This is a genomic window from Terrabacter sp. RAF57, from assembly GCF_052113925.1.
Lineage (GTDB): Bacteria > Actinomycetota > Actinomycetes > Actinomycetales > Dermatophilaceae > Terrabacter.
Window position 1 is genome coordinate 88,112 of sequence record NZ_JBFRDT010000012.1, and the last position, 24,344, is coordinate 112,455.

Here is a 24,344-nt window from a genome sequence, read left to right on the forward strand (position 1 = left end):
GGGAGCAATGACCGGGTGTTGACTGGCCGCGCGATCCCCCTCCGGAAGGTGTGCCCATGCCCAGTCGCTCCACCGTCTCAGCCGCCCCGTTCCAGCCCAGCCGTCGCTCGCTGCTCGCCGGTGCGGCGGCGGGCGCCGCCGTAGGCGCCGCCTTCGTCGGCGTCTCCGACGCGCCGCGGGCCCGCGCGGCCGAGAGCAAGAAGGGCGGGGCCGACCGACACGTCCACTACACCTCGTGGTCCGGCGCCGACCTCGTCTTCGGACCGTTCGACCGGACCGTCGACTACACCGACCCGCACGACACGGTGGCCACTCCCGTCACGTACGAGGTCGCGACCTGGACCTCGCCCGTCGTCACCCCGGGCTTCGGCCTGACCGAGCTCGTCGCCTCGTGGAACGCCGCGACGCCCGGCGGTTCGTGGGTCGAGGTGCGCGTCCGGGGCACCAGCGCCGGCATGACGACGAAGGACTACGTCCTGGGCCGCTGGGCGTCCGAGGACCCCGCGGACGGAGGTGGCATCCACCGCACCTCCGTCGCCGGCCAGGGCGACACCGTGGCGACCGTCTTCACCGACACCCTCGCGACCCGCACCGGCTACGCCCTGACGGACTGGCAGCTCGAGTTGAGGCTCCTGCGTCCCCGCGGCACCTCCGACACGCCGTCCGTGTCCGTCGTCGGGGCGATGGCCTCGGCCCTGCCCGATGCCAAGAAGGTGCCGCGCAGCCCGAACGGACCCGCCTGCGGCACGACCCTCGACGTCCCCACCTACTCGCAGGAGGTCCACGTCGGGCACTACCCGCAGTGGGACAACGGCGGCGAGGCCTGGTGCTCACCCACCTCGACATCGATGGTCGTCGCCTACTGGGGCGCCGGGCCGACGGCGTCCGAGACCGCGTGGGTCGACCCGCCGGTCGACGCCCAGGTCGACTTCACCGCACGCCACGTCTTCGACTACACCTACGACGGCGCCGGCAACTGGCCCTTCAACACCGCGTATGCCGCCACGCGCGCCGACCTCCGTGGTTTCGTGACGCGACTGCGCAGCCTCACCGAGGCCGAGGCGTTCATCGCCGCAGGCATCCCCCTCGTCGTGTCGGTGTCGTTCAAGAAGGGCGAGCTCACGGGCGCGGGCTACGGCACGAACGGCCACCTCATGGTCGTCGTCGGCTTCACCCCGTCCGGCGACGTCGTGTGCAACGACCCGGCCTCGCACCTCGTCGCGAGCGACGACCAGGTGCGCGTCGTCTACGACCGAGAGCAGTTCGAGAACGTCTGGGTGCCGCACAGCGGGGGCATCGTCTACGTCATCCGTCCCGCCGACCGTCCGCTGCCGCCGGCGCCGGCACACGAGCCCAACTGGTGACCTGAAGCGCGGGCCGGCGTGGCCTGGACGCTCACCGACCGAGGCCCGACCTCGGGTCGCGGTCGGTGATGCAGTAGAGGGCGCCGGCCGGGTCGCGGAGCGTGGTCCACCCGCCCCCGTGGTCGGCCGCGACGGTCGCGCCGAGGCCCACGTGTCGGGAGACCTCGGTCGGCCGGTTGTCGCACGCCAGGTCGAGGTGGCCGGTGACCGGCCCTGTCGCGGGCTCGACGAGCCGCTGGAGGAGCAGCCGCAGCGGGATGCCGTCCGGACGCACGAGGTGCCGGAACTCCGGGCGGCTCACCGACCCGCGCAGCGGCCAGCCGGTCAGCTGAGACCAGAAGGTGCACTCCGCCTCGTAGGCGGCGGCCGGGATGTCGAGGCACACCTGGTCGACGACACTCTCGTGCTCCTGGGGCCACCGGGTCGGCCAGGGACGTTGGGCGAGCGGCTCGCGGACGAAGCAGAAGACGAAGCCGCCGGGGGAGCGGAGCACGACGTAGCCGTGCTCCGACCGGTGCGCCACCTCGGCGCCCAGCCCTCCAGCCCTAACCGCTGACTCTGCGGCCGAGCTGACGTGCAGGTCCAGGTGGATCCCGGGCACGGCTGCATCGTCGGCGGCGGTCCGCTGGATCTTGAGGTAGGGGTCACCGACCGGTGGGAGCAACGTCGTGAACTCCGCGACGTCCCCGCGAGCCGGCGACACGGCATACCCCGTCACTGCCGACCAGAAGTGGGTGCCCGCCGCGTGGACGTCGGGCGGGAGGTCGAGGAAGGCCGTGACCCAGCTGACCGTCGTCATGCTCCGAGAGTAGGCGAGGCAGACTGGGAGCATGCCGACTCCGACCTCCTCTGCGTCTCGCGGACACACCCCACCGGGGTGGCCGCCGGGCGTCCCGCCGGCCCACACGCCCGGCTGGGAGGACCGCGCCGTGCTGTGGCTGCTCGACCAGTGCCCGCCCGACTACCGCGCGTATGCCGGGTGGCGGCGTCACCCGATCGCGCTCGCGTGGCTGGCCGGTCGGCACCTCGACGGGCAGGTCGTGGCGATGCGGGACGCGTGGCGTGAGGCACGCGTCGCCATCGGGCCGCACGTGCCGGCCGACGCCCTGACCGAGATCCTCGGGCAGATCGAGGCCGAGGGGATCCGGCTGCTGGCGGCCTCGCGCTCGGCGCGGCTGCTCCACGAGGCGCTCCAGGGCAAGGTCTTCGCGCCCCGCCTCTGAGCGCGTCAGCCGGGGACGTCGGGCGTCGGGTTGCCGTGTGGAGGTCGTGTGACGAGACCGACAGGGCCTCGTGCGCACGGTTGGGAGCCGCTGGACGTTGACCCGTAGACTCGATCGACCCACCCGAGTGGGTCGAGACACCACCGAGAGGACGAGGCAGCGTGCCCCTGCTGGAGACGATCACGAGCCCGGCGGCACTCAAGGCGCTACCGGCGACCCAGCTGCCGGCGCTGGCCGAAGAGATCCGCACCTTTCTCGTCACCGAGGTCTCCAAGACCGGTGGACACCTCGGCCCGAACCTCGGCGTCGTCGAGCTGACGATCGCGCTGCACCGGGTCTTCGAGTCGCCTCGCGACACCCTCGTCTTCGACACGGGCCACCAGGCCTACGTGCACAAGCTGCTCACCGGGCGGCACGACTTCAGCAAGCTCAAGAAGCAGGGCGGGCTCTCCGGCTACCCGAGCCGCGCCGAGTCCGAGCACGACGTCGTCGAGAACTCGCACGCCTCGACCGCGCTCTCGTGGGCCGATGGCATCGCCAAGGGCCGCCGGCTGTCGGGGGAGAGCGACCGGCACACCGTCGCGGTCATCGGTGACGGCGCACTGACCGGGGGCATGGCGTGGGAGGCGATCAACAACATCGCCGTCGACAAGACGCTGCCCCTCGTCATCGTCGTCAACGACAACGAGCGCTCCTACGCCCCGACGATCGGCGGGCTCGCCGACCATCTCGCCACGCTGCGCACGACCCGTGGCTACGAGCGGTTCCTCGACTGGGGCAAGCGGTCGCTCGCCAAGACGCCGGTCGTCGGCGGCGCGATGTTCGAGACGCTCCACGGCGTCAAGAAGGGCATCAAGGACATCGTCGCCCCGCAGGGCATGTTCGAGGACCTCGGCCTGAAGTACATCGGTCCCGTCGACGGTCACGACGAGCAGGCGCTCGAGCGGGCACTGGCCAAGGCCAAGGACTTCGGCGGCCCCGTCATCGTGCACGTCATCACCCAGAAGGGCCGCGGCTACCAGCCGGCCATCGATGACGAGGCCGACCAGTTCCACGGCGTCGGCAAGTTCAACCCCGAGACAGGCCTCCCGTTCGAGGTGTCCGGCCGCATCTGGACCGACGAGTTCAACGAGGAGATGGTGGCCATCGGGGCCGAGCGCCCCGACGTCGTCGCCCTCACCGCCGCCATGCTCATCCCGGTCGGCCTCGACGGCTTCGCCGCCGCCTATCCCGACCGCGTCTTCGACGTCGGCATCGCCGAGCAGCACGCCGTCACGATGGCGTCCGGGCTCGCCTATGCCGGCCTGCACCCGGTCGTCGCCGTCTACGCGACCTTCCTCAACCGGGCCTTCGACCAGCTCCTCATGGACTGCGCGCTCCACCGGGCCGGCATCACCCTCATCCTCGACCGGGCCGGTGTCACCGGTAGCGACGGCGCATCGCACAACGGGATGTGGGATATGACGCTCACCTCGATCGTGCCCGGGCTGCGCCTCGCCGCGCCCCGCGACGGCGAGCAGGTCCGACTCCAGCTGCGTGAGGCCGTCGACGTCTCCGACGGCCCGACGGTGATCCGGTTCCCCAAGGGCGACGTCGCCGACCCGCTGACCGCGGTCCGCTCGATCGGCGACGTCGACGTGCTCTTCGAGAACGCCGGTGACGACGTCGACCTGCTCGTCGTGGGCGTCGGTGCCTTCGCCGGGCTCGCCATCGAGGCCGGCGAGAAGATCGCCGCCCACGGACGCACCGTCCGCGTCGTCGACCCGCGGTGGGTGCTGCCCGTCAGCGACGACGTCGTCGCCCTCGCCCGCCGGGCGAAGGCGATCGCCGTCGTCGAGGACAACCTCGTCAGCGGCGGGGTCGGCGCGGCCGTGACCCTCGCGCTGCGCGAGGCGACCGTCGACGTGCCCGTCCACACCTACGGCATCCCGAAGCGCTTCCTCGACCACGCCTCTCGCGGCCAGATCCTCGAGGAGCTCGGCCTGACCGGCGACCAGGTCGTCGCTGACCTCGAGCCGAGGCTCTGACATGAAGCTCCGGGACGCAGCCGACGTGAGGACCGCCCCCATCGCTGCCCTCGGGCTCATCGGCGGCTACGTCGTCGCCCGCGAGAGCGGCATCCGACCCCTCGGAGGCGTCGTGCTCGGTGCGGCCGGCCTCTATGCCGGACGCAGCTGGGTCGCCAAGGCCGGCGGTGCCGGCGCCGCGGGACTCGCGGCCGTCTACCTCGGTGGCTTCGGCGCCTCGCACGTGCTGGCGAAGAAGATCGGTGCGTGGCCGGCGGTCCTCACCGTGGCCGCGGCCAGCGCTGCCGCTTCCTGGGTCGTCGCCGACCGCCCTCGCTGAGTAGCGGCGAGACACATGCCGACACCTGCTTTGTGGTCTCCGGTCCCACCGCGGGCCGTTCGGGGCTGAACTACTTTCGCCGAAACGGTTGGGCGTCAACGGATCTCGTTGCAGCAAAGGCGCGAGCGCCCACCAGAGGTGGAGGACATCGGTGTCCAAGCGGTGGAGTCTCGCGCTCGCGAGCGCCATGATCACGCTGTCGGTCGCGGCCTGCGGCTCTCCCGGCCAGCCGGGCGCACCGGCTGCCGACAACGGCACGGGGGCGGCCTCCGGCGGTGCCGGCGCCCCGTACAAGGTCGGCCTCGTCTACTCGAAGTCGGGGCCGCTGGCCAGCTACGGCGAACAGTACCGGCAGGGCCTCACGGCCGGCATCGACTTCGCCACCAAGGGCACCGGCGCGGTCGCCGGTCACACGATCCAGATCACCGAGCAGGACGACGCGGGCGACCCGGCCAAGGCCGTGGCCTCGGCGACCGATCTCATCGGGCAGGGCAACACGATCATCGCGGGCTCGACGTCGAGCGGCGTGGCCCTGCAGGTCGCGCCGCTGGCCAAGGACAACAAGGTGCTCTTCATCTCGGGCCCGGCTGCCGCCGACGCCGTGACCGGTGCCAACCGCTACACCTTCCGCTCGGGTCGCCAGACCTACCAGGACGTCGCGACCGCGGGAAGCATACTCGGTGACGTCAGGGGCAAGAAGGTCACGGTGCTCGCGCAGGACAGCGCCTTCGGCAAGGCCAACGTCGCCGCCGTGACGGCCATCCTCGGAGCCAAGGGAGCAACGGTGAGCGCCGTCGAGGTGCCCTCGGCCGCGACCGACCTGACTCCCTTCGCGACCAAGGTCAAGGGCGCAGCCCCTGACCTGCTCTTCGTCGCCTGGGCCGGTGCCAACGCGACGGCGATGTGGACCACCCTCGGCCAGCAGGGCGTCTTCGACTCCACGAAAGTCGTCACCGGCCTGGACATCAAGGCGACGCACGCCCTCTTCGGCGAGGTCGCGACGAAGATCAACTTCCTCTCCCACTTCTTCGAGGGTGCCGCGGCCAACGCCGCCTACCAGGCGCTCGACGCCGGGCTGAAGAAGCAGGGCGCCACCGTCGACCTCTTCACCAACGACGGCTTCGTCGCGGGCCAGATGATCGTCCACGCGCTCGAGGCGGGCGGCGGTGACGTCGACACGATGGTCACCGCGCTGGAGGGGTGGACGTTCGACGGCCCCAAGGGCTCCCTCGAGATCCGGGCCGAGGACCACGCCCTCCTGCAGCCGATGTTCACGGCGAACCTGAAGAAGGACGGTAGCAACGTCGTGCCGGAACTCGTCGACACGCTCGACGCAGCGACCGTCGCGCCGCCCGTCACACCCTTCAAGTGATCGGACACCTTCCGACGTGATCAGCGCAGAGGCGGTCGGCTGGAAGGTCGGCGGCGCCCAGATCCTCGACGACGTCTCCCTGACCGTCGGGGCCGGTGAGCTGCTCGGCATCATCGGCCCCAACGGGGCGGGCAAGTCGTCGCTCGTCAACATCCTCAGCGGGGTGACCAGGCCGTCCTCCGGCCGGATCACCGTGCAGGACAAGGACGTCACCGGAGCGAGCGCCACCCGGCGCGCGCGTCTGGGACTGGCGCGCTCCTTCCAGACGTCGGCGCTCTTCGACGGTCTGACCGCGGGAGAGAACGTCCGTCTCGCCATCCAGGCTGCCGGGCCGGCGGCGTTCTCGCCCTTCCGCGGCGCGGGCCCGGCAGCGTCGGGCGAGATCGGGGCCCTCCTGACCCGAGTGCGTATGCCGGGTCGCGCGCTGACGCTCGCTCGTGACCTCTCGCACGGGGACCGTCGCAAGCTCGAGCTCGCCATGGCCCTCGCCTCCGAGCCCGCCGTGCTGCTCCTCGACGAGCCGATGGCGGGCGTGTCCGCGGAGGACGTCGACGGCCTGAGCGAGATCATCGGCGAGGTCCGGGACTCGGGGGTCGCCGTCGCGATGGTCGAGCACCACATGCACGTCGTGCTGGGCCTCGCCGACCGGGTCGCCGTCCTGCACCACGGGCAGCTGCTCGCCGTCGGTGCCCCGACCGAGGTGACGGCCGACGAGCGGGTCCAGCAGGCCTACCTGGGAGAAGCCCTGTGACCGAACGCAACCCATCCGCACCCGAGTCGTCGGAGGCAGCTCCCGTCCTGGCCCTCGAGGACGTCCACGTCCGCTACGGCGGGTCCCACATCCTCCAGGGCGTGTCCTTCGACGTCCCCGCCACCGGTGTGACGGCGCTGCTCGGGCGCAACGGCGTCGGCAAGACGACGACGCTCAGGTCGATCATCGGGCTGGCCCCGCGCACCGGACGGATCCTGCTCGAGGGCAACGAGATCCAGGGCCGGACGACCGCACGCATCGTCCGCGGAGGCATCGGCTACGTCCCCGAGGACCGAGAGGTCTTCGGGGGTCTCACCGTCGAGGAGAACCTGCGCCTCGTCGACCCGGACCGTGGGGTCGACGCCCCCGTGGTGGCCAGGCTCTTCCCGGACCTCGTGTCCCGGCGCGGCCAGCGGGCCGGCACCCTCTCGGGGGGACAGCAGCAGATGGTCTCGCTGGCCCGGGTCCTGCTTCGGCAGAACGTCCTCCTGCTCATCGACGAGCCCACCAAGGGCCTCGCCCCGAAGCTCGTGACCGAGGTCGCCGACGTGCTCGCCGAGGTGGCCCGCACGACCCCCATCCTCCTCGTCGAGCAGAACCTCCCGCTCGTGCGTCGCATCGCGGACCGGGTCGTCGTGCTGGACGCCGGAGCCGTCGTGCACCGCGGTGCCGCCGCCGACCTCGTCGCGGACGCGGACCTGACCCGCGAGCTGCTCGGGGTCTCGATGCGTCGGGAGGGCGTGGCATGAGCGACCTCGTCCTGCTGCTCGTCACGGGCCTCGGCCTGGGCGCCCTCTACTTCATCGCGGCGAGCGGGCTCAGCCTGATCTACGGGCTCATGGGCGTGCTCAACTTCGCCCACGGCGTCTTCATGACGGCCGGGGCGTATGCCGCGTGGCTGACGATGGGTGCCCTGCCCGTCGGTTGGCCGGTGGCCGGCCGCCTCGTGGTCGGCGTGCTCGTGGCCGTCACGGTCGGGGCTGTGGTCGGTCTCGTGGTCGAGGTCGTCCTCATCCGGCCGCTCTACCGCCATCACATCCAGCAGGTCCTCGTCACGGTGGGCCTTGCCCTCGCGGGCGTGGCTGCCGCACAGGGGATCTGGGGCGCGGACCCGCGTCCGGTCGAGTCGCCTGGGTGGATGAGCGGGACGACGGACGTCCTCGGCGCACGGCTGCCCAACGACCGCTTCGTCTACCTGCTCGTCGCGGGCGCGCTCTTCGCCGGGCTTCTCGCGCTCCTTCACCTGACCCGCCTCGGCCTCGTGATCCGCGCGGGCGTCGAGAACCGGACGATGGTCGAGGCCCTCGGCATCAACGTGCACCGGACCTTCACCATCGTCTTCGCCCTCGGCGGTGCCGCGGCGGGTCTCGCCGGGGTGCTCTACTCGCAGTACGCCGGGGCCGTGTCACCCGCGCAGGGCGGCTCGCTGCTCATCTTCGCCTTCATCGTCGTCGTCATCGGCGGCATGGGCTCCCTCACGGGCACCGCGGTCGCCGCCGTCGTCGTCGGGCTCGTCCAGCAGCTCGCGAACTACTACGCGGCGAGCGGGGTCGGGGACCTGTCGGTCGTGCTGCTCCTCGCGCTGGTGCTCCTGCTCCGACCGACCTCGCTGAAGGGAGCGACGGGATGACGTCGCCCACGGACCACCTGACGCACCCGCACACGCCATCCACGACCCCCGAAGCGGTGGCCGGGACGGTGACGCCCGTGGCGTCGGGGGAGGGCCACGGCGCGCGCCGGGTCGTCCGGGCGCTGCTCGCCGTCGTCGTGCTGGCCGTGCTCGCCTACCTGCCCTACCTTCCGGTCGAGCTGCCGGGTGTCCTCCCGGGCCGGGTCAACGGGCCGGGCTCGATGCAGCTCCTCGCGACGTGTCTCGTCATCGGTGGCATCGCCCTGAGCTACGACGTGCTCTTCGGGCGGACCGGCCTGCTCAGCTTCGGGCACGCCCTCTTCGTCGCGGCCGGCAGCTATCTGCTGACGATCTCCCTCTCGACGTGGGCGCTGCCCCTTCCGCTCGCGGTGCTCGTCGCTCTGGCCCTCTCCACGGGGCTCGCACTCGTCGTCGGCGCGATCGCGCTGCGCGTCGGCGGCATCGCCTTCGCGATGGTGACCCTGGCGTTCGCCCAGGCCGCCTCGATCATCGTCATGCGCAACCCGGGAGGCGTGACCGGCGGTGAGGAGGGACGCCCCCTCGACCGCGACGCGGTGCCGGACCTGCTCGTCGGCGTCGCCCACGCGCCCTACCGCTACTGGCTGGCGCTGTCCTTCGTCGTCGTGGCCTGGGTCGTCGTCACGGCCCTCGTGCGGTCGCGGGCCGGGCACGCGATGGCGGCCGTCCGCGACAACGAGCAGCGCGCCGCGGTCCTCGGCTTCGGGACCTACCGCGTCAAGCTGCTCGCCATCGTCGTCGGGTCGTCCCTCGGAGCCCTCGGCGGGGTCGTCCACGCCCTCGTGCTCGGCGGCTCGAACCCCCACCTGACGACGTCGGAGTTCACCCTGTCGCTCCTCGTCATGGTCGTGCTCGGAGGTGCGGGCAGCCGATGGGGGGCCCTCGTCGGCGGCGTGCTCTACACGTATGCCGATGCCCGGCTCGTCGAGGTCAGCAACGCCGCGTTCATGCAGGACCTGCCCGTCGTCGTGCGCCAGGTCCTGTCGCAGCCGTTGTTCATCCTGGGCGTCTTCTTCGTCGTCGTGGTCTACTTCGCTCCGTCGGGCCTCACCGGGCTCGGCGGCAGACTGATCAGGAGGTCAGGGTCCAGATGAGCACCACACCGTCCGCGTTCGTCATCGAGCTGCCCGAGGGAAGCCTCGCCATCCACGACCTGAGCCTGGGCACGCCGGCACCCGACGCGCCCGTCGTGCTCGCCGTCCACGGCATCACGGCCAACGGCCTGTCGTGGCGCCGGGTCGCCGACGAGGTGGGTCGTCGCCACGGGCCCGGCGGGGTGCGCTTCCTGGCGCCCGACCTGCGTGGACGCGGCGACAGCCGCTCGGCGCCGGGACCCTACGGTCTCGGTGCACACGTGGACGACCTGACCTCGATCGCCACCGTGTTCGGCTCCGCGCCGGTGCTCGTCGGCCACTCCATGGGCGCGTTCATCGCGGCCCTCGCCGCGGCCCGGCATCCCGAGCGGTTCCCGGCGGCCGTGCTCGTCGACGGGGGCATGGCCTTCCCCGTGCCCGACGACCTCGACATCGACGCCGCCCTCCAGTCGGTGATCGGGCCGGCCATGGACCGGCTGTCGATGCGCTTCGCCGGCCCGGCGGCATACCTCGGCTTCTGGTCGGGGCACCCGGCCCTCGGACCAGTGCTGCACGGGTCCGGTGGCGACGCCGCCCGGGCCTACATCGAGCACGACATCCTGCAGGATCCCTCCGACGGTCAGTGGCGCAGCACGTGCGTGCTCGAGGCCGTCCGCGCCGACGGCGCCGACGTCATGGCCGACCGCGAGACCCACGCCGGCCTCGCGACCGCGGTCGACCAGGGCGTGCGGGCCGAGCTCGTGTGGGCCGAGCGCGGCCTGCTCGACGAGCCGCAGGGGCTCTACGACGAGTCACGACTCGCGGCCCTGCACCTGCCGGAGGGCGTGCGGACGACCCGGGTCGACGCGAACCACTACGACGTCATCCTCGGGGACCCGGGCGTCGCATCAGTCGTCGACGCCGTCGACCGCCTCCTCCTCCCGGGCTGACGACGACCGGGACGGCGTTCACCGTCTGTGGGTGATGCCCGCCTGGCGCACGTCGGCCGATCCTGCCGTCATGACCGGTATCCACGTCAACGCAGACACGTTCGCCCGCGCCGAGACCGACCGGATGTTCACCGCGATCGCCCGGGATGCCGGCGGCGTCAACCAGCTCAACCACTCCCGGGTGCCCACACCGCTCGACCACCAGCCGGTGATCCGGATGAACCGCGACACGCTCTACAGCGCGGCGATCGTCGACATCACGAGCGGCGCAGCCCTCAGCCTCCCCGACACAGGAGACCGGTACCTCTCCGCCATGGTCGTCAACCGCGACCACTACGTGAACGCCGTGTTCCACGAGGCCGGCACGTACGAGCTCACGACAGACCGCTTCGACACCGACTTCGTGTGCGTCGCGATCAGGACGCTCGTCGACCCGGCCGACCCCGACGACGTCGCGGCCGTCAACGCCGTCCAGGACGCCATCACCCTCTCGGCCGGCTCAGCGAGCCCCTTCACGGCGCCGGACTACGACGACGGATCCCTCGACCGGACACGGGGCGCGCTCCTGGAGCTGGCCAAGGACTACCCGGGTTTCGACCGGGCCTTCGGCGCACGACAGGACGTCGACCCGGTGCGCCATCTCCTGGGCACCGCGGCCGGCTGGGGTGGGCTCCCGTCCGACGAGGCGACGTACGTCAACGTCAGTCCCGACCTGCCCGTGGGGGAGTACCGGCTCACGGTGCGTGACGTCCCTGTCGACGGCTTCTGGTCGGTCAGCGTCTACGACGGCGACGGGTACTTCGCCGACGACGGAAGCCGCGTCAGCCTCAACAACCTCACGGCCGACCGGGACCCGGACGGCTCCGTGACCGTGCACTTCGGCGGGTGCGCAGACGGCCGACCCAACTGCCTCGGCATCACGGAGGGGTGGAACTACCTCGTGCGCCTCTACCGCCCGCGGCCCGAGGTCCTCGACGGCACGTGGATGTTCCCGGAGGTCTCGCGCCTCGGCTGACCGTGCTGTCGCGGACGGTCAGGCCGGGGCCTGGAGCGCGCGCAGGCGCAGCGCGATCTGGAGCTCCAGCGCGTGGTCGGGGTGCTGCCAGGACTCCCCGAGCAGGGCCGTGATGCGCTCGAGCCGCTGCGAGACGGTGTTGACGTGGACGTGGAGGGTGCCCGCGGCGTGGCGTGGGCTGCCGCCCGCGGCGAAGTAGGCCGCGAGCGTGCCCACGAGGTCGGTGCCGCGCCGCTCGTCGTAGTCGAGGACGGGACCGAGCAGCTTGCGGACGTACTCGTCGACGTCGGGGGCGGAGCCCACGATGAGCCCGGCGAAGCCGAGCTGAGTCGCCGCGGCGCCCTTGCCCCGGTGGCCGAGGGCGATGAGGGCTCCGACGGTGCGGTGGCCCTCCTCGTGGGCCTCGGTGATCCCGTCGACGTCGGTGACCGGACCGACGCCGGCCACCGTGACGCACGTGCGCTTGCCGATCCGGGCGGCCACCGAGCGGGCCAGGCCGTCGGGCTCGGTGCCGGGCACGAGGGCGATGACGTCGCCGTCGTGGGAGCCGACGAGCGAGGCCTCGCCGGTGGCGGCGCTGGCGGAGATGAKCAGGGCCCGGTGTCCGGTCGGCTCGTCGCCGCGGAGCACGAGCAGGCAGAAGGGTCGCTGGGGGTCGAAGCCGACGGCCCGGGAGAGCGCGAGGCGCTCCTCGCGCGAGCCGCGCGCGCTGACGAGGTCGCTGACGAGTCGGTTGCGAGCGGACTGCCTGGCGTCGGCCGCCTGACGCTCGAAGAGCAGGACGAGGGCGGTGACGACCCCGGCGCGCTCGACGGTGCGCTGGTCCGAGTCGCTGAGGGTCGGGCCGCCGACGTAGATCGTGCCGAGCCGTTCGCGGGCTGCGGTGACGGCGACGGCATAGACGCCATCCCGTTCGACGAGGCGACCGGCGGCCAGGCCGGGGAGCGCGTTGAGTGCCGCGAACGGGTCGCCACCGGCAGGGTCGTGCTCGGGCGCCGGACCGGACGAGCTGTGGCGATGACCGTTCTCGTCGACGAGGACGGCCCACCCGCCGAGCAGCTCGGCGAGGGCATGCGTGATGTCGTCGACGCCGCCGCCGCCGAGCACGAGGGACGCGAAGCGGTCGTGGGCGGCAGCAGCCTTCTCGACGCCCTCGGCATACTGCCGCACGGTCTCGTGGGCGTCCGAGAGGGCGGCCAGCGCGTTCTCGGCGTCGGCTAGGGCGCGTGTCTGCACGAGGGTCACCGCGGCCAGGGTGGCGAGGTTGCCGAGGAGCCCGACCTCCTCCCGCGTGAACGGGCGCGAGGACCGGTTGGCTGCGAAGAGCACACCGACGAAATGCTTCTCGACGATGAGGGGCGTGCCGCAGATCGCGATGATGCCCTCCTCGCCCACGGCTCCGTCGATGGCATTGGTGTGGCGGAACCGCTCGTCGGCCCAGTAGTCAGCGGTCCAGTAGGGCTTGTGCGTCGAGGCGACGAGACCGCCGAGACCGGCCCCGAGCGCCAGACGCACGGACTGGAACGCTGCCGAGACGGAGCCGTCGGTGGCCCGCATGAAGGTGTCGCCGGCCTCGGGGTCGTAGAGCGTGAGGTAGGCGAGGTCGGTGCCGACGAGGCGGCGGGCCCGACGGACGATCGCATCGAGCACGGAGCCCGGGTCGCTCTCGGTCGCGAGCTCACGGGCCGTGTCGAGCAGGGCCGCGAGGCCGGCCTCGCGGTGCTGGTGGACCTCGCGGGCGCTCGTGATGCGCAGGGCCAGGTCCCGGGCCTCCGCCGGGGCGTCAGCGGCGGCGATCTCGGCGACCGTGGCGTCGGTGGCGAGCAGCTCGAGCAGGGCGATGACCTCGTCGGCCTGCTCGGTGCCCACGTGCTCGGCGGGCGGCTGCGTCTCGCTGCGGGTGGCCACGGGCAGATCCTAGGCGGGTCGGGTCTCGGGTGGGTCGGGGGGAACGGGGCGACGGCGGGCTGGGCCCCCTTCAGTGGGCCGTCCAGCCGCCGTCCATCGAGAACGACGTGCCGCTCATCGAGCCCGATGCCGGTCCGCACAGGAAGAGCGTGAGCGCCGCGACCTCGTCGGGCTCGACGAGGCGCTTGACCGCGACGGGCGCCAGCATGACCTTCTCGACGACCTCGGACTCGGGGATGCCGTGGGTGCGCGCCTGGTCGGCGATCTGCCTCTCCACCAAGGGCGTCCGCACGTAGGCGGGGTTGATGCAGGTCGAGGTGACGCCGTGCGGGGCCCCCTCGAGCGCGACGACCTTCGAGAGTCCTTCGAGCCCGTGCTTGGCGGTGACGTAGGCCGACTTGAAGGCGCTGGCTCGCAGGCCGTGGACGCTGGAGATGTTGACGACGCGACCCCACCCGCGGTCGTACATGTGCGGGAGGCTCTGCCGGATCAGCCGGAACGGCGAGGTGAGCATGAGGTCGAGGATGAAGTCGAAGCGGTCGAGCGGGAAGTCCTCGATGGGGCTCACGTGCTGGATGCCGGCGTTGTTGACGAGGATGTCGACCTCGGTGGGCAGGTCGGCCAAGGCATCGAGGTCGGCGAGGTCCGCCGTGATCGTGGCGACGCCCGACCCCTCGGCAAGGAGTGCGAGGCCCTCCTCGTCCCGATCGACGGCGTGCACCTTGGCGCCGGCGGTCGCGAGGGCCCGCGCGACACTTGCCCCGATGCCGCTCGCAGCGCCGGTGACGAGCGCCGTGCGCCCGGTGAGGTCGATGGGGTCGTTGACCGCCAGGGAGCCGCGCTGCTGGCGGTCCGTGGCGTCGTCGCGTGCGTCGTTGCGGGCGTCGGCCATGCGGGAAGACTAGGTAGGCGATCCGGAGCCACCTGTGTGGTGACCTGACACAAAACCGGGCAACCCATGTGGGTCCCGCTCACCTCCGCTCACCGCGTGCCAAGGGGCCCCGGCGGCCGTCGCGGACCTGCCGCCGCACCGGGACCTTCGCCTCTGGCCCGTGCCGCGCCGTCCGCTCGACGATGAAGGGGTGGAGACCGTCGTGAGGACGAGGTGTGGGACGGTGCAGGGCTTCGTGGACGACGGGGTGCACACGTTCCTCGGCATCCCCTATGCCGCACCACCCGTCGGAGCCGCTCGGCTCCGGCCACCCCGGCCCCCAAACCCGTGGCAGGGCGTCCGCGACGCGACGAGGCCGGGTGCGGAGCCGCCCCAGGTGGCGCCACCGTCGTCCGGTGGGCCGCCGGCCGGATCGGGGGAGAGCTGGGACGACGTCACCAGCGCCTTCGAGCAGGTGCGACGCGCTGCCCCGTCCTCGGACTTCCTCAACCTCAACATCTGGACGCCCGAGCCCGGTCCGAGCGGTCTGCCGGTGATGGTCTGGATCCAGGGCGGCATGTTCGAGCTCAGCTCGACGGCGGCGTACGACGGACGACGGTTCGCACGTGACGGGGTCGTGTGCGTCGTCATCAACTGGCGCCCCGGCGCAGAGGGCTTCCTGTACCTCGACGACGGCGTCGCCGACCTCGGTCTGCTCGACCAGGTCGCAGCCCTGGCCTGGGTGCGCGACAACATCGCGGAGTTCGGCGGCGACCCGGGCCGCGTGACCGTCTTCGGGGAGTCGGCCGGGGCGATGAGCATCGGCTGCCTGCTGGCGATGCCAGAGGCTGCGGGACTCTTCCGCCGAGCCGTGCTGCAGAGCGGTGCGGCGCACCACGTGAGCGAGCCCGAGCACGCCCTGAGCATCGCCCACGACCTCGCCCACCGCCTCGGCGTCCCGCCGACGCGCGAGGCCATCGCAGGCACCGGGGTCGCGCGGCTGCTGACGGCCCAGGCCGACCTGAAGCGTGACCTGCTCGCCGACCCGGACCCGGAGCGCTGGGGCCCAGCGGTGGTGACGAGCACGATGCCCTGGCAGCCCGTCGTCGACGGGACGGTGCTTCCGGGGCGACCGATCGACCGGATCGCCGCGGGCTCGGCCGCCGACGTCGACGTGCTCATCGGTACCAACACCGAGGACTGGCGGCTGTGGCTCATGGTGAGTGGAGCGTTCGCCGGGATCACCGACGACATCCTGTGCGGGCCGGTCAGCACCCATGGCCACCAGTGTCTCGAGGCCTACGGCCTCGACCCGCAGGTCGCGCTGCACGCCTACCGGGCGCACTACCCGCAAGCGGTTCCCGGTGACCTGTTGGCTGCGGTGCAGACGGACTGGTGGATGCGGATCCCCGCCATCCGACTCGCCGAGGCACACGCGTACGCCCGCTCACCCGCGCCTTCCCCGGGAGCTCAGACCGGGACCTACATGTACGAGTTCGCCTGGGGTGCGCCGGGACTCGGCGCGGTGCACGCCCTCGAGGTCCCCTTCGTCTTCGACACGGCGAGGAGCGACACGCCACTCTTCGGGCCGCTGCTCGGAACGGACCCGCCCCAGGAGCTCGCACGGACGATGCACGCCGCCTGGGTGGCCTTCGCGTCGTGCGGAGACCCGGGTTGGGCGGCATACGACACGGACCACCGCAGGACGATGCGCTTCGACACCACCAGCGCCGTGGTCGACGACCCTCGTGTCTGGGAGCGGGCGTTCTGGGAGGGCCTGCGGTGAGCGGGGACCACACCCCTCCAGTGGGCTACGTCGTCCGTCGGATGCCGACGGGACGCCAGCCCGTCCTCGACCGGCTTGCCGGGGCGAGCCGTCGGTTCCAGGTGCACGCGCTCGTCGAGCTCGACGTCACGAGGGCCGCGGAGCGGATGCGGGCGGACCCGGAGGAAGGCGTCTCGTGGACCGCGTTCGTCATCGCCTCGGTCGCGCGGGCCGTGTCGTTGCACCCTGAGCTGAACGCCCGCCGGGCCGGTGGTCGGCTGGTCTGCTTCGACCGCGTCGACATCGGTGCCACGGTCGAGCGCGGCACGCCTGACCGCCCTGCCCTCGATGTCGTCGTCGTCCCGGCAGCAGACCGGCTCACGTGCGCCGAGATCACGGCGCTGCTCCACGAGGCCAAGGTCGGGCAGGCTCCGCCGCACGAGGTCACCCGCCCGATGGCCGCGATGCTGCGCCTGCCGGGACCACTGCGACGGGCGGCCATCCGCGCGGCAGGGGCTCGACCAGGAGCCTCGGCGCGCTTCGGTCCTGCGATCGGCGTGACGTCCCTGGGCATGTTCGCACACACCTGGGGCTGGGCGATCCCGCTGGCCCCGCTGACCGTGATCGTCACCGTGGGCAGCGTCACCGAACGACCCACGGTGGAGTCGGGGGCCGTCGTCGCGCGGCCGCGACTGCCCCTCACGCTGACCTTCGACCACGCCGTCGTCGACGGAGCGCCGGCGGCCCGCTTCGTCGACACGCTCCGCGAGCTCGTCGAGGCGGCAGCCGCCCTCGATGACGGCGCTGGCCGAACCGCGGCCGCTCGACGGCCGGCGCGCGACACGGCCTGACGCCGACGATCCCGCGAGGTCCCACTCAGATGTCGCGGAAGACCTCGATCGTCGCGCCGAGGGCGTTGAGGCGCTCGGCGAGGTCCTCGTAGCCGCGGTTGATGACGTAGACGTTGCGCAGCACCGACGTGCCGGGCGCGGCAAGCATGGCGAGCAGCACGACGACCCCGGGACGCAGCGCCGGCGGGCACACGACCTCGGCCGCACGCCAGCGGGTCGGCCCCTCGACGATGACCCGGTGGGGGTCGAGCAGCTGCACCTTGGCCCCGACCTTCGTCAGCTCGGTGAGGTAGATCGCGCGGTTCTCGTAGACCCAGTCGTGGATCATCGTGCTGCCCTCGGCGACGGCGCCGATGAGGGCGAAGAACGGCAGGTTGTCGATGTTGAGGCCCGGGAACGGCATCGGGTGGATCTTGTCGATCGGGGCGTGGAGCGGACCGGGGATGGTCGTGAGGTCGACGAGGCGCGTCTTCCCGTTGGCCGACGTGTACTCCGGCGTGAGGTCGTACTTCATCCCCATGCCGTCGAGCGTCGCGAGCTCGATCTCGATGAACTCGATCGGCACGCGTCGGATCGTGATGGCGCTGTCGGTGACGACAGCGGCGGCGATGAGGCTCATGGCCTCGATCGGGTCCTCGCTGGGGGCGTACTCGACGTCCACGTCGATCTGGGCCACACCGTGCACCGTCAGTGTCGTGGTCCCGATCCCGTCGATCCGGACCCCGAGCTTCTCGAGGAAGAAGCACAGGTCCTGGACCATGTAGTTGGGGCTCGCGTTGCGGATGATGGTGGTGCCGGCGTGGCGGGCCGCGGCCATGAGGACGTTCTCGGTGACGGTGTCGCCGCGCTCGGTGAGCACGATGGCTCGATCCGGGCCGACGGACCGGTCGGAACGCGCCTCGTAGAAGCCGTGGGTCGCGGTGACCTCGAGACCGAAGGACCGCAACGCCGCCATGTGGGGCTCGACGGTGCGGGTACCGAGGTCGCAGCCACCGGCGTACGGCAGCTGGAAGGCCTCGTGCTCGTGGAGCAGGGGGCCGAGGAACATGATCACGGTGCGCGTGCGACGAGCGGCCGCGACGTCGATGTCGTCGAGGTTGAGCACGGCCGGCGGGATGATCTCGAGGTCGCTGCTGTCGGGCAGCCAGCGCGTCTTGACGCCGATCGAGGCGAGCACCTCGAGGATGCGGTTGACCTCCTCGATGCGGGCCAGGTTGCGCAGCGTGGTGCGACCTCGGTTGAGCAGAGCTGCGCAGAGCAGTGCCACCGCGGCGTTCTTCGAGGTCTTGACGTCGATGGAGCCGGTGAGCTTCTGGCCGCCGACGATGCGCAGGTGCTGGGGGCCGGAGTGGCCGAGCGAGACGAACTCGGAGTCGAGCGCGTCTCCGATCTTGGCGAGCATGTCGAGGCTGAGGTTCTGCTTGCCCTGCTCGATGCGGGTGACGGCGCCCTGGGAGGTCGCGAGGAGCTCCGCGAGGTCCGACTGGGTCATCCCCTTATGGCGTCGCGCGTCGCGGATGAGTCCGCCGATCCGGGTCAGGTAGGTCTGAGGCACGTCGAAGAGGCTAACTCATATATGAGTTACGGCAAATCTCGCCACGCCGAACGGCCACGAACCGGGAGCGCCGCCCGACGGCAGCGCCCGCCTGAGCCCGGTTCGTGGCCGTTCGACGGTGGGGTGGATCGGTCAGGCAGAGGTCCGGGCGTTGGCGACCCCGACGGGGAGGAACCGCGAGCCAGTGACGGCCTCGGCCACGCCGGTCCGGTCCAGGAGCGGAGTGATGCCGCCGTTCCAGAACTGGAAGCCGGCGCCGGTGATCATCGCGAGGTCGATGTCCATCGGCGCCTGGGCGACACCCTCGTCGAGCATCCGCCGTGCCTCGTCGGCCAGGACCGTGAGGACACGCTGGCGCACCTGGCCGAGGTCGAGCACGATCGGCTCGGCCGGCTTCTCGACGAGCTCGGCGACCTCGGGGTCGAGCACCGGACGGCCGGAGCTGAGGTCGTAGAAGCCGCGCTTGCCGGCCGCGACGATCCGCTGGAGCGTCGGCGAGGCGTAGAAGCGGTCGGGGAAGGCCCGGACGAGCGTCTCGCCGTTGTGCAGCGCGATGGCCGGCCCGACGAGCCCGATGAGGACGAAGGGCGGCATCGGCGCCAGACCGGCGAAGGCGCGGTCGACGACCTCGATCGGCGTGCCCTCGTCGAGGATCTTCGCGGCCTCGCCCATGAAGCGGCCGAGGAGTCGGTTGACGATGAACGACGGCTGGTCCGCGGCGCGGATGCACGTCTTCTTCAGCGCCTTCCCGACGGCGAAAGCCGTTGCGAGAGTGGGGTCGTCGGTGTGCTCGCCCGGGATGATCTCGAGCAGCGGCATGACGGCCACCGGGTTGAAGAAGTGGAAGCCGACGACGCGCTCCGGGTGCTCGAGCGTCGATGCCATCTCGGCGATCGACAGGCTCGACGTGTTGGTCGCGAGCACGCACTCGGTCGACACGACGGCCTCCACCTCGGCGAAGACCTGCTGCTTGACCGACATCTCCTCGAAGACGGCCTCGATGACGAAGTCGGCATCGGCGAAGCCGTCCTTGCTCGTCGACCCGGTCACGAGGGCCTTGTAACGGTTCAGCTTGTCGGCGTTGAGGCGTCCCTTGCCCGCGAGCTTGTCCAGCTCGGCGTGGACGTAGGCGACCCCCTTGGCGACGCGGTCGTCGTCGATGTCGGTGAGAACGACGGGCACCTGGAGGCGCTGGATGAAGAGCAGCGCGAGCTGGCTCGCCATGAGCCCGGCGCCGACGATGCCCACCTTCGTGACCTTCCGGGCGAGCTGCTTGTCGGGAGCCCCAGCAGGCCGCTTGGCGCGCTTCTGCACGAGCTCGAAGGCGTAGAGGCCGGCACGGAGCTCGTCGCTCATGAGCAGGTCGGCGAGCACCTCGTCCTCGGCGGCGAAGCCCTCCTCGCGGGTCGCGGTGCGAGCCGCCGCGAGCAGGTCGAGGGCGGCATACGGGCTCCTGGCCTGTCGGCCGGTCTTGACGTCGGCGAGACCCTTGGCCTTGGCGATGGCGGCGTTCCACACCGTCTCGTCGCGGTCGACCTCGGGTCGCTCCACGGTGACCTCACCGGAGAGGACGCGGGCGGCCCAGGCGATCGACTCCTCGAGGAAGTCGGCCGGCTCGAAGAGCGCGTCGGCCATGCCGAGCCGGTACGCGTCGACTCCCTTGAGCATGCGGTTCTGGCTCAGCGGGTTGTCGATGACGACGGTGATGGCCTTCTCGACACCGATGAGGTTGGGCAGCATCCAGCAGCCGCCCCAGCCGGGGACGAGGCCGAGGAAGACCTCCGGGAGGGCGACGGCGGGCACTCCTGCGCTCATCGTCCGGTAGGTCGCCGACAGCGCCAGCTCGACGCCACCGCCCATGGCCGCGCCGTTGACGAACGCGAACGTCGGGACCGGCAGGTCGGAGAAGGCGGCGTATGCCGTGTGGCCGGCCCGGGCGATCTCGAGCGCCTGGTCGCGCGACCCGATGAACGGCACGCCGGTGAGGTCGGCGCCGACGGCGAAGATGAACGGCTTGCCGGTGACGGCCACGGCGACGATCTCGCCCGCCTCGGCGCGCTCGCGCAGGCGCTCGACGGTGGCGGCGAGGCCAGCGATCGACTGCGGGCCGAAGGTGTTGGGCTTGGTGTGGTCGAAGCCGTTGTCGAGGGTGACGAGCGCCAGGGTCCCGGCGCCCCCCGGGAGGGCGACGTCGTGCACCGGGGTGCGGGTCACGACCTCGGACGCGAAGTCGGCTGCGGCCGTGGGCTGGTCGGTCGTGGTGGCGCTCACTGGGCGATCTCCTCGTCGGTCATGCTCGTCGTCGAGGACTCGTAGTCCTCGTGGTGCGGGTTCTCCCAGATGACGGCGCCGCCCATGCCGATGCCGATGCACATCGCGGTCAGGCCGTAGCGGACCTCGGGGTGCTCCTCGAACTGCCGCGCGAGCTGGGTCATGAGGCGCACGCCGGAGCTGGCCAGCGGATGACCCGTGGCGATGGCGCCGCCGTACTCGTTGACGCGCGGGTCGTCGTCGGCGATGCCGAAGTGGTCGAGGAAGGCGAGCACCTGGACGGCGAACGCCTCGTTGAGCTCGAAGAGGCCGATGTCGCCGATCGTCAGGCCCGCCTTGGCGAGGGCCTTCTCGGTCGCCGGGACCGGACCGACGCCCATGACCTCGGGCTCGACGCCGACGAACGAGAAGGACACGAGGCGCATCCGGACCGGCAGACCGAGCTCGGCGGCGGCCGCCTCGGAGGCGAGGAGGCACGCGGTCGCACCGTCGTTGAGCCCGGCCGCGTTGCCCGCGGTGACGTTGCCGTGCGCACGGAACGGCGTCTTGAGCTGGCCGAGGTCCTGGACGGTCGTGCCGGGACGCGGCGGCTCGTCGGCGGTGGCCAGGCCCCAGCCCTGCTCGGCGTGTCGCGTCGCGACGGTGACGAGGTCGCGCTGGATCTTGCCGTCGGCGTACGCCCGGGCGAGCTTGTCCTGGCTGCCCACGGCGAAGGCGTCGGAGCGCTGCTTCGTCAGCTGCGGGAAGCGGTCGTGGAGGTTCTCGGCGGTCTTGCCCATGACAAGGGCGTCGGGGTCGACGATCTTCTCGGACACGATGCGCGGGTTGGGGTCGACGCCCTCGCCCATGGGGTGGCGGCCCATGTGCTCGACGCCGCCGGCGATGGCGATGTCGTAGGCACCGAAGGCGATCGAGCTCGCGGTGTTCGTCACGGCCGTCATCGCGCCGGCGCACATCCGGTCGACGGAGTAGCCGGGCGTCGTGTTCGGCAGGCCCGAGAGCAGCGCCGCCGTGCGGCCGAGGGTGAGGCCCTGGTCGCCGATCTGCGTGGTCGCGGCGATGGCGACCTCCTCGACCTTGTCCTTGGGCAGGTTGGGGTTGCGGTGCAGCAGCTCGCGGATGCACCGGATGACGAGGTCGTCGGCGCGGGTCTGGGCGTACATGCCCTTGTCTCCGGCCTTGCCGAACGGCGTCCGGACGCCGTCGACGAAGACGACCTCATTGAGTGCGCGGGGCACGGTGCCTCCCAGTGGATCGAGGGTGATCGCGATGGATCAGGGGTCGACGGGCCGGCTCGGACACCGGCGTCGGGCCGCGACAGCGCGCGACCTCCTCGATACTACTTCTCGGTAACTTCTCGGCCAACGGGCCTCCGGGTGACCATCCTCACGACGGCCCGGCGAGCGAGGGCGCACGCCTCAGGCGGGAGGGTTCTCGGTGCAGGCGAGGGAGATGAGCGGCGCGGTGATCGTCGTCTGCCAGCGACGTGCCCCCATGGTCGTGAGCGCATCGGCGACCTCGGCGGTCGACGGCGAAGCGGGACCCTCCCACAGGAAGCGGCGCAGCAGGTCAGGGGTCAGGAGGTTCTCGACCGGCACGGCGAGCTCCTCGGAGATCGCTCCGAGCAGCTCCCGGGCGCGGGACAGGCGGGCCGCGGCGACGGGGTCGCGGTCGACCCACGCCTTGGGCGGCGGCGGGCCGCTCGGCGGGAGGGCCAGGACGGGCAGGTCCTCGTCGGGCAGCGCCAGAGCGCGCGCGACGACCTCGATGATCGCCTCCTGGTGCCGGCGCACCGAGCGCGCCAGCCGGGGCTCGGCGGAGCCCACGGTGCGTGGCGGCTTCGTCGCCCGCTGGTTGGCGATGGCGATCTCGCTGATCGCCGCATCGGGGAGGACCCGTCCGGGGGAGGTGTCGCGCTGCTGGGCCGCGGCGTCGCGCCAGAGCCAGAGCTCGCGCACGATGGCCAGGCCACGACGGCCGCGCACCTTGTGCATGCCCGACGTGCGCCGCCACGGGTCGACGCGCGGCTCGGGGCCGGTGAAGTCGAGCAGGTGATCGAACTCCTCGGCGGCCCAGGCCGCCTTGCCCTGCGACGCGAGCTCGGCGGCCACCGCGTCACGGAGGTCGACGAGCACCTCGACGTCGAGGGCGGCATACCGCAGCCACGGCTCGGGAAGGGGGCGCACCGACCAGTCGACGGCCGAGTGCTCCTTGGCGAGCTGGAGTCCGAGGTAGTGCTCGACCATGGCGCCGAGCCCGACCCGGGGCAGTCCGGCCAGCCGGCCGCCGAGCTCGGTGTCGAAGAGCGACTGCGGGTGCAGCCCGACCTCGGCGAGGCACGGGAGGTCCTGGGTGGCCGCGTGCAGGATCCACTCGGCGTCGCCGATGGCCTCGCCGACGGGGGAGAGGTCAGGGCAGGCGATGGGGTCGATGAGCCAGGACCCGGACCCCTCGCGCCGGATCTGGACGAGATAGGCGCGCTGTCCGTAGCGGTAGCCCGACGCCCGCTCGGCGTCGATGCCGACGGGCCCGGTGCCGCTGCGGATGGCCTCGGCGGCGCGCATCAGGGTGCGCTCGTCGACGACGACGTCGGGCACCCCGTCGCGTGGGTGGGTCAGTGGGACGAGCTCGGGGACGACGTCGGGTGCGAGGTCGGCGGCCTGGTCGTCGTCGAGGTCGTCGGCGGGCTCGTTCGGCTCTGCCGTCACCGTCGCTGCCCCGGGAGGGGGACGACGCCGTCGGGCAGGGGCGGGATGCCGGCGATGGTGCAGAGCATGTCGGCCCAGGCGCGCAGGTGGTCCGTGGCGTCGCCGCCGACCGGGGTCCACGAGGCGCGGATCTCCATCTCGACGCTCGCCTCGCGGTCGGCGAGCCCCGCGAAGCTCTCGCTGACCACGCGGGTCACCGTGCCGGCCTCGGCGGTCCACCCGAGGTTGCGGTTGGTCAGCGAGTCGGTCAGCCACGACCACCCGACCGCCCCGAGCATGGGGTCGCCGGCGAGCTCGGGCTCGAGCTCGGCCCGCGCGAAGGTCACGATGCGCCACTGGCCGTCCCACGTGTCGGGGGCTGCCGGGTCGTGCAGCAGGACGAAGCGTCCGGTCGCGAGGTCGTCGTCGGGGTCGGCGACGTCGATGACGTCGGCGGTCAGGGCTGCGGCATACGGGGCGATGCGCGTCGGCGCCGGCACCTCGGTCAACCGCACCTCGGAGCGCAGACGGACGTCTCGCAGGGCGCTGAGCGTCCTGGCGAAGACCGCGCCGTGGTTGCCCGGCAACGTTCGCGTGTGCACCAGACGAGGGTATGCCGGAGTCGGGCGATCTGTCCTCAGGGCGCGCCGGACGCGCGTGGCGCGGGGGCACA

Annotated in this window: 21 protein-coding genes; 13 read left to right on the top strand and 8 right to left on the bottom strand. The window is 71.9% G+C overall.

The genetic code is table 11. The annotated features are described in order from the left end of the window. Positions 1 to 56: 56 nt before the first annotated feature. A complete protein-coding gene (locus tag AB4Y83_RS14800) occupies positions 57 to 1,364 on the top strand; it encodes a peptidase C39 family protein (RefSeq protein ID WP_442297345.1) in 1,308 nt (435 codons plus the stop codon). A gap of 31 nt (positions 1,365 to 1,395) precedes the next feature. Here AB4Y83_RS14800 and AB4Y83_RS14805 read toward each other — a convergent pair whose 3' ends face one another. After that, positions 1,396 to 2,163, bottom strand: a complete 768-nt coding sequence (locus AB4Y83_RS14805) for a VOC family protein (protein ID WP_442297346.1) — start codon at positions 2,161 to 2,163, stop codon at positions 1,396 to 1,398. A 31-nt stretch (positions 2,164 to 2,194) separates the two neighbouring features. Between AB4Y83_RS14805 and AB4Y83_RS14810 the strand changes: the two genes are divergently transcribed. From AB4Y83_RS14810 to AB4Y83_RS14855, 10 genes are all read left to right on the top strand, one after another. Continuing rightward, entirely contained in the window at positions 2,195 to 2,587 is a 393-nt protein-coding gene (locus AB4Y83_RS14810) for a hypothetical protein (protein ID WP_156023365.1), read from the top strand. Positions 2,588 to 2,748: 161 nt separating this feature from the next. Next, positions 2,749 to 4,614 carry a 1-deoxy-D-xylulose-5-phosphate synthase gene (gene dxs, locus AB4Y83_RS14815; RefSeq protein WP_442297347.1) on the top strand — a complete coding sequence of 622 codons (1,866 nt, stop codon included), beginning with the start codon at positions 2,749 to 2,751 and terminating at the stop codon, positions 4,612 to 4,614. A gap of 1 nt (position 4,615) precedes the next feature. Next, positions 4,616 to 4,933 carry a hypothetical protein gene (locus AB4Y83_RS14820; protein WP_442297348.1) on the top strand — a complete coding sequence of 106 codons (318 nt, stop codon included), beginning with the start codon at positions 4,616 to 4,618 and terminating at the stop codon, positions 4,931 to 4,933. Positions 4,934 to 5,084: 151 nt separating this feature from the next. After that, positions 5,085 to 6,305: a substrate-binding domain-containing protein gene (locus tag AB4Y83_RS14825; protein ID WP_442297349.1), complete on the top strand. Its 1,221-nt coding sequence runs from the start codon at positions 5,085 to 5,087 to the stop codon at positions 6,303 to 6,305. A gap of 16 nt (positions 6,306 to 6,321) precedes the next feature. Next, complete coding sequence (locus AB4Y83_RS14830; protein ID WP_442297350.1) at positions 6,322 to 7,056, top strand: ABC transporter ATP-binding protein; 735 nt, start codon at positions 6,322 to 6,324, stop codon at positions 7,054 to 7,056. After that, entirely contained in the window at positions 7,053 to 7,805 is a 753-nt protein-coding gene (locus AB4Y83_RS14835; RefSeq protein WP_442297351.1) for an ABC transporter ATP-binding protein, read from the top strand. The genes AB4Y83_RS14830 and AB4Y83_RS14835 overlap by 4 nt, the downstream gene beginning before the upstream one ends. Next, entirely contained in the window at positions 7,802 to 8,686 is an 885-nt protein-coding gene (locus tag AB4Y83_RS14840; protein WP_442297352.1) for a branched-chain amino acid ABC transporter permease, read from the top strand. The genes AB4Y83_RS14835 and AB4Y83_RS14840 overlap by 4 nt, the downstream gene beginning before the upstream one ends. Continuing rightward, positions 8,683 to 9,819 carry a branched-chain amino acid ABC transporter permease gene (locus AB4Y83_RS14845; RefSeq protein ID WP_442297353.1) on the top strand — a complete coding sequence of 379 codons (1,137 nt, stop codon included), beginning with the start codon at positions 8,683 to 8,685 and terminating at the stop codon, positions 9,817 to 9,819. Before AB4Y83_RS14840 ends, AB4Y83_RS14845 begins: the two co-directional genes overlap by 4 nt. Next, positions 9,816 to 10,748, top strand: a complete 933-nt coding sequence (locus tag AB4Y83_RS14850) for an alpha/beta fold hydrolase (RefSeq protein WP_442297354.1) — start codon at positions 9,816 to 9,818, stop codon at positions 10,746 to 10,748. Before AB4Y83_RS14845 ends, AB4Y83_RS14850 begins: the two co-directional genes overlap by 4 nt. Positions 10,749 to 10,818: 70 nt before the next feature. Then, entirely contained in the window at positions 10,819 to 11,763 is a 945-nt protein-coding gene (locus AB4Y83_RS14855) for a DUF1254 domain-containing protein (protein ID WP_442275972.1), read from the top strand. Positions 11,764 to 11,781: 18 nt separating this feature from the next. Here the strand turns inward: AB4Y83_RS14855 and AB4Y83_RS14860 are convergent, their stop codons facing one another. Then, positions 11,782 to 13,671 (bottom strand): helix-turn-helix domain-containing protein, encoded by a 1,890-nt coding sequence (locus AB4Y83_RS14860; RefSeq protein ID WP_442297355.1) that lies wholly within the window; start codon positions 13,669 to 13,671, stop codon positions 11,782 to 11,784. A gap of 70 nt (positions 13,672 to 13,741) precedes the next feature. Continuing rightward, positions 13,742 to 14,563: a 3-hydroxybutyrate dehydrogenase gene (locus tag AB4Y83_RS14865; RefSeq protein WP_442275974.1), complete on the bottom strand. Its 822-nt coding sequence runs from the start codon at positions 14,561 to 14,563 to the stop codon at positions 13,742 to 13,744. Between the two features lie 223 nt (positions 14,564 to 14,786). On the opposite strand from AB4Y83_RS14865, the gene AB4Y83_RS14870 reads away from it, so the two are divergent. Next, positions 14,787 to 16,328, top strand: a complete 1,542-nt coding sequence (locus tag AB4Y83_RS14870; RefSeq protein ID WP_442297356.1) for a carboxylesterase/lipase family protein — start codon at positions 14,787 to 14,789, stop codon at positions 16,326 to 16,328. Further along, positions 16,325 to 17,158, top strand: coding sequence for a 2-oxo acid dehydrogenase subunit E2 (locus AB4Y83_RS14875; protein WP_442297357.1), 834 nt, complete (start codon positions 16,325 to 16,327; stop codon positions 17,156 to 17,158). Before AB4Y83_RS14870 ends, AB4Y83_RS14875 begins: the two co-directional genes overlap by 4 nt. Before the next feature lie 25 nt (positions 17,159 to 17,183). Here the strand turns inward: AB4Y83_RS14875 and AB4Y83_RS14880 are convergent, their stop codons facing one another. From AB4Y83_RS14880 to AB4Y83_RS14900, 5 genes are all read right to left on the bottom strand, one after another. Next, positions 17,184 to 18,713, bottom strand: a complete 1,530-nt coding sequence (locus AB4Y83_RS14880; protein ID WP_442275977.1) for a helix-turn-helix domain-containing protein — start codon at positions 18,711 to 18,713, stop codon at positions 17,184 to 17,186. A 132-nt stretch (positions 18,714 to 18,845) separates the two neighbouring features. Beyond that, positions 18,846 to 20,984, bottom strand: coding sequence for a 3-hydroxyacyl-CoA dehydrogenase NAD-binding domain-containing protein (locus AB4Y83_RS14885; RefSeq protein ID WP_442297358.1), 2,139 nt, complete (start codon positions 20,982 to 20,984; stop codon positions 18,846 to 18,848). Further along, positions 20,981 to 22,222, bottom strand: coding sequence for a thiolase family protein (locus tag AB4Y83_RS14890; protein WP_442297359.1), 1,242 nt, complete (start codon positions 22,220 to 22,222; stop codon positions 20,981 to 20,983). The genes AB4Y83_RS14885 and AB4Y83_RS14890 overlap by 4 nt, the downstream gene beginning before the upstream one ends. Positions 22,223 to 22,402: 180 nt before the next feature. Further along, positions 22,403 to 23,692: an HRDC domain-containing protein gene (locus AB4Y83_RS14895; RefSeq protein ID WP_442275980.1), complete on the bottom strand. Its 1,290-nt coding sequence runs from the start codon at positions 23,690 to 23,692 to the stop codon at positions 22,403 to 22,405. Then, the gene (locus AB4Y83_RS14900; RefSeq protein WP_442297360.1) at positions 23,689 to 24,273 is read right to left on the bottom strand and encodes a DUF3000 domain-containing protein; all 585 of its coding nucleotides are present in this window, start codon (positions 24,271 to 24,273) and stop codon (positions 23,689 to 23,691) included. The genes AB4Y83_RS14895 and AB4Y83_RS14900 overlap by 4 nt, the downstream gene beginning before the upstream one ends. Between the last annotated feature and the right edge of the window lie 71 nt (positions 24,274 to 24,344).